2 protein-coding genes and 1 pseudogene are annotated in these 3796 nt (G+C 67.0%); 2 read left to right on the top strand and 1 reads right to left on the bottom strand.

Going from position 1 to position 3796, the window contains the following annotated elements; all coding sequences use genetic code 11:
• Together FVW27_RS10055 and FVW27_RS10050 are read left to right on the top strand one after the other, a co-directional pair.
• A partial coding sequence (locus tag FVW27_RS10055; protein ID WP_481850161.1) for a DNA repair protein RecN occupies positions 1–996 on the top strand: 996 nt, incomplete at its 5' end.
• Positions 997–1134: 138 nt separating this feature from the next.
• Positions 1135–2718 (top strand): hypothetical protein, encoded by a 1584-nt coding sequence (locus FVW27_RS10050; protein ID WP_167124804.1) that lies wholly within the window; start codon positions 1135–1137, stop codon positions 2716–2718.
• Between the two features lie 206 nt (positions 2719–2924).
• On the opposite strand, the pseudogene FVW27_RS10045 reads toward FVW27_RS10050, so the two are convergent.
• A pseudogene (locus tag FVW27_RS10045) lies at positions 2925–3796 on the bottom strand (ribonuclease R); the annotation flags it as partial.

The raw sequence follows: 3796 nt of genomic DNA, 5'->3' as shown, positions 1-3796 counted from the left end.
GGCGAGGACGGCCCCGGCGTGGCCGAGGCCTTGGGCCTGTTGGAACGGGCGCTGGACGGGCTGGCCCGTCTGCACGGCCCAACGGTGGGCGACAGCGCCGATGCCGCCCCCAGCGCCCAGCCCAACTGGTCCGAAGACGTGGCCGCCATCTCCGCCTTCCGGCAGGGGCTGTCCGACCTGGAACGACGCCTGCGCCGTCGCCCCGCCCCCGCCGCATCCGACGGTGACGACGACATGGACGTTGAAGCCATCGAAAAGCGGCTGTACGAACTGGCCCAGCTGAAGCGCAAGCTGCGCCGCACCCTGGACGAGATCGTGGACCTGCGCCGCGAGATCGAGGAAAATCTTTCGTTTCTCGATGCCTGCCGACTGGACCTGCGCACCCTGGAGCGCGAGGAAGAGGCCCTGAAAGAACAGCTGTGCGCCCTGCTGGCGGAGCTGAACCCCGCCCGGCACGAGGCCGCCGCCCGGCTGACCCAGGCGCTGGAGGGCGAACTTGCCGGCCTGGGCTTTTCCGAGCATGTTCGCGTGGCCTTCGACTTCGCCCCGCACGAACCGTGGCCCGGCTGCGTGGAGGACCGGGCGCGCCTGATGTGGGTGCCCAACCCCGGCCAGCCGCCGCAGCCGCTGGACCGCATTGCCTCCGGCGGCGAACTTTCGCGCTTTCTGCTGGCGGTGGTGGGGCTGATGGCCCGTGACGAAACCGCCACGCTGATCTTCGACGAAGTGGATTCCGGCGTGGGCGGGCTGACCCTGAACCGGGTCTCGGACCGGCTGGCCGCGCTGGCCGGGCGCAGGCAGGTGATTCTGATTACCCACTGGCCACAGTTGGCCGCACGCGCCGGACGGCACTTCCAGGTCAGCAAGGAAGTGGCGGACAATGCCACCTTCACCCTGTGCCGCAGGCTGGACGGCGAAGACATCCGCAAGGAACTGGCCCGCATGGCGGGGGGCGGCGGACAGGGCGAAGCCATGGCCCGAGAGCTGATTTCATGATATCGGGCGAAAAGTGACGCCATGATATCCGGTTGACAATCCGCCCGCCAGCGGCCAGAGACATGGAGCGCCCCCATGTGCGAATGGGGGATTACACCCAGTTTCGCACCCGCAGAACACCGCCCGCAGGAACCAGTCATGATCGACGCGCGCAACCACGAACCATCACAAGGCCCGCCGCCTGATGAACGTCTGGCCGCGTATGTGGCCTGCCTGGCCGCCACCAAGGACCGCCGCGCCGTGCGCGAGGTGGTGGAGCGCGAGGTGCTGCTCTGCCTCATCCGCACCAACAGCGACCGCATCAATGAATACCCGCTGCTGGAAACGCAACAGCGGTCCATTATCGAAATCGTGGCCGCGCGCGGTGCCGTGGACCCACTGCACGGGCACATCCGCAAGCTGGTGGGTGAATTCGTGGCCCTGCTGGGGCAGTACGCCAAGCCCGGCGGGGGCGATTCCAGCCAGCTGCGCACCCGGCTGGTGAACACCGAAACCCAGTTGCTGAAATGCGTGCAGGGCGTGGTGTACACCACCGCCCTGTGCACCGACAACTTCATCGAAACGCTGGTCCGCGCCTACGGCGAAGAAGCCCTTGGCCCCTCGGACGCGGTGACCGAATCCACGGAACTGGACGAGCAGTACTGGCGCAAGCACTTCGAACATTTCGTGGTGCGCATGGTGGACGAGGCCTACGACGCCATCATGACGCAGGAAGCGTTCACCCTTTCCAAGGAACGATCGCTGCTGGTCATCCGCTACCCCTTTGACGCCCTGCTGGAACGGCTGTGCCGCACGCCGAAACCGCTGGACAAGACGCGGGTGCAGACCCTGTTCGAATTCGAGACGCGCGACTTCGCCAGCCGCAAGGCGCGCAAGCTGGTGCACGACATTCTGCAAGGCATGGCCGCCCGGCCCGACTACCCCTTTGCCTCGGGCGACATCGACTTCATCAGCCAGATCGTGTGCATAGACCCCGCAGCAAAGGAAATGGAAAAGCTGCAAACCCTGCTGCTGTCCGGTGGCCTGACGGGTGACGCCACGGGCGGCGCGTCAGGCGATGCATCCGGCACGGAAAGCGGGGCGCCCTCATCGCCCGTAGCGCCCGCGCCACCCGCTCCTGAAGTCAACGCCGAGCAGGTGCAGTTCCTGCGCGAACAGGTGGTGGGCATGGCATGCAGCGTGGCCATTACCCTGAACCTGCTGCGCGAGGACTTTTTGCGGGCACTGGACGGCTTCTCACCCAAGGAAACGGCCATCGTCCGCCGCACCCTGGGCGACTTTTCGCTGCCGTGCCTGGGCAGGGCCCTGCAAGCCCTGTTGGAATTCCAGTTCGTCACCCTGCTGCGCCGCCGCGCGGGCGAAGACATGGGCAAGATCCACATCCGCACCCGCAAGGAACGACGCACCTCGGTGGCCGCCGTGGAGACCCTGTTCGATTCCGGGCTGACGCGCATCCGGCGCAACAAGTTGTGGCAGCCGGACCCCGGCAGAACCAGCATGCTGCTGTTCCGCCCGCAGACGGCCACCGATCTGGAATCGCTGCTGCATCTGTTGCAGATAGAGCCGCAACTGGCCCGCGAAATCGGATCGCTGTGGACCGACGCCTCGTACCGGGTGGAATTTGCCCTGTACATCAGCCTGGACCTGCTGTCGCGCTCCACCACCAACCTGAACCAGCGCCTGGCCGAGCTGCTGTCCCGCTTCGGCATCACCCGGCTGTAGCCGGGGCATGGCGGTCCCGTCGGCTGGCCTGCGCGGGCCTGGCATCTGCGAACGTACCCGCAAGGTTTCGACCAGTCCCGGCAGCCATGACGAAAAGACCGCAGACGCAATCGGCCCGGACCTCCCCATCATGCACAAATAGCCGCCCCGGAGAGATACCTCCGGGGCGGCGTTGTGTTGATGTGTTGGTAGACGGAAGGCGGCGGCTAGTCTTTGTCGTCCTTCGTGTCCTTCGTGTCCTTCACGTCCTTTGCGGGCTTGCCCGGCTTGCCCAGCTTGCGCGGCTTGGCGGGCGCGGGTTTGGGAGACTTGGGCCCAGGCGCACCAGCATTGGCTGATTCCGCCTTGGGGGAATCAGCTCTCGCAGGTACGGCCTTGGCGGACGCGGGCTTGCCTTTTGCGGGCTGTGCCCCCTTGGCGGAACCGTTGCCGGAGGCCTTGCCCCTGCCCGACTTGTCCACATCGGGCTTGTCCCGGCCAGACTTCTCCGTTCCAGCCTTGCCAGCATTCCCTGACCGGCGGGGCGTATTTCCAGCATTCCCCCTCTTGGCAGCCGGGCCTGCGATCTCCGTGCCCGGTGCGGGCCTGTCGGAAGCCGCACCATGCGTGACTGCATCTGCGCCGACCTTCGCGGGGGTGGCGGCCACGCCGCTGTCCTTGGACTTTGCGGAGGAGGTGGCGGGAGACTTGGCTGGTGTCTTTTCCCCGTCGCCAGCGCGTTCCTTGCCGCCGGATTTCACCGGGGAGGGCACCTTGTCCCCACGCGTCCTGGCCTTGGCGTCGCCGTCCTTGCCACGGTTGGCCGAATCCGGCTTTGCCGGTGCTTGCCCAAAGACACTGCCGCCCTTCTTCGCGGCACCGTCCATGCGTTCGGAAGCGGGTGCTGCGGCGGCACGCCCCTTGCCATGCTGCGAGGTCTTTCGTCCACGGCGCGGGGCGTTTTCCAACGGTTCCGGAATGGGCATCGGCATCGGATCATCCAACCCGGGATCGGTGGCCGCACGCGCACGGGCCTTGCGGGCGGCGCGTTCGTCCATGGCCCCAGCCCCGGCGGGCGCTGCGGCCACGCTGTCGGCCT

The organism is Nitratidesulfovibrio liaohensis (assembly GCF_011682075.1).
In the GTDB taxonomy this organism is placed as follows: Bacteria; Desulfobacterota; Desulfovibrionia; order Desulfovibrionales; family Desulfovibrionaceae; genus Cupidesulfovibrio; species Cupidesulfovibrio liaohensis.
Note: the sequence above shows the minus strand (reverse complement) of the source record. Positions and strands in the feature narration are given on the sequence as shown.

Coding starts and splice junctions, on each gene's coding strand:
- FVW27_RS10050 (WP_167124804.1), top strand. CDS start 1,135: ATGATCGACGCGCGCAACCACGAACCATCACAAGGCCCGCCGCCTGAT.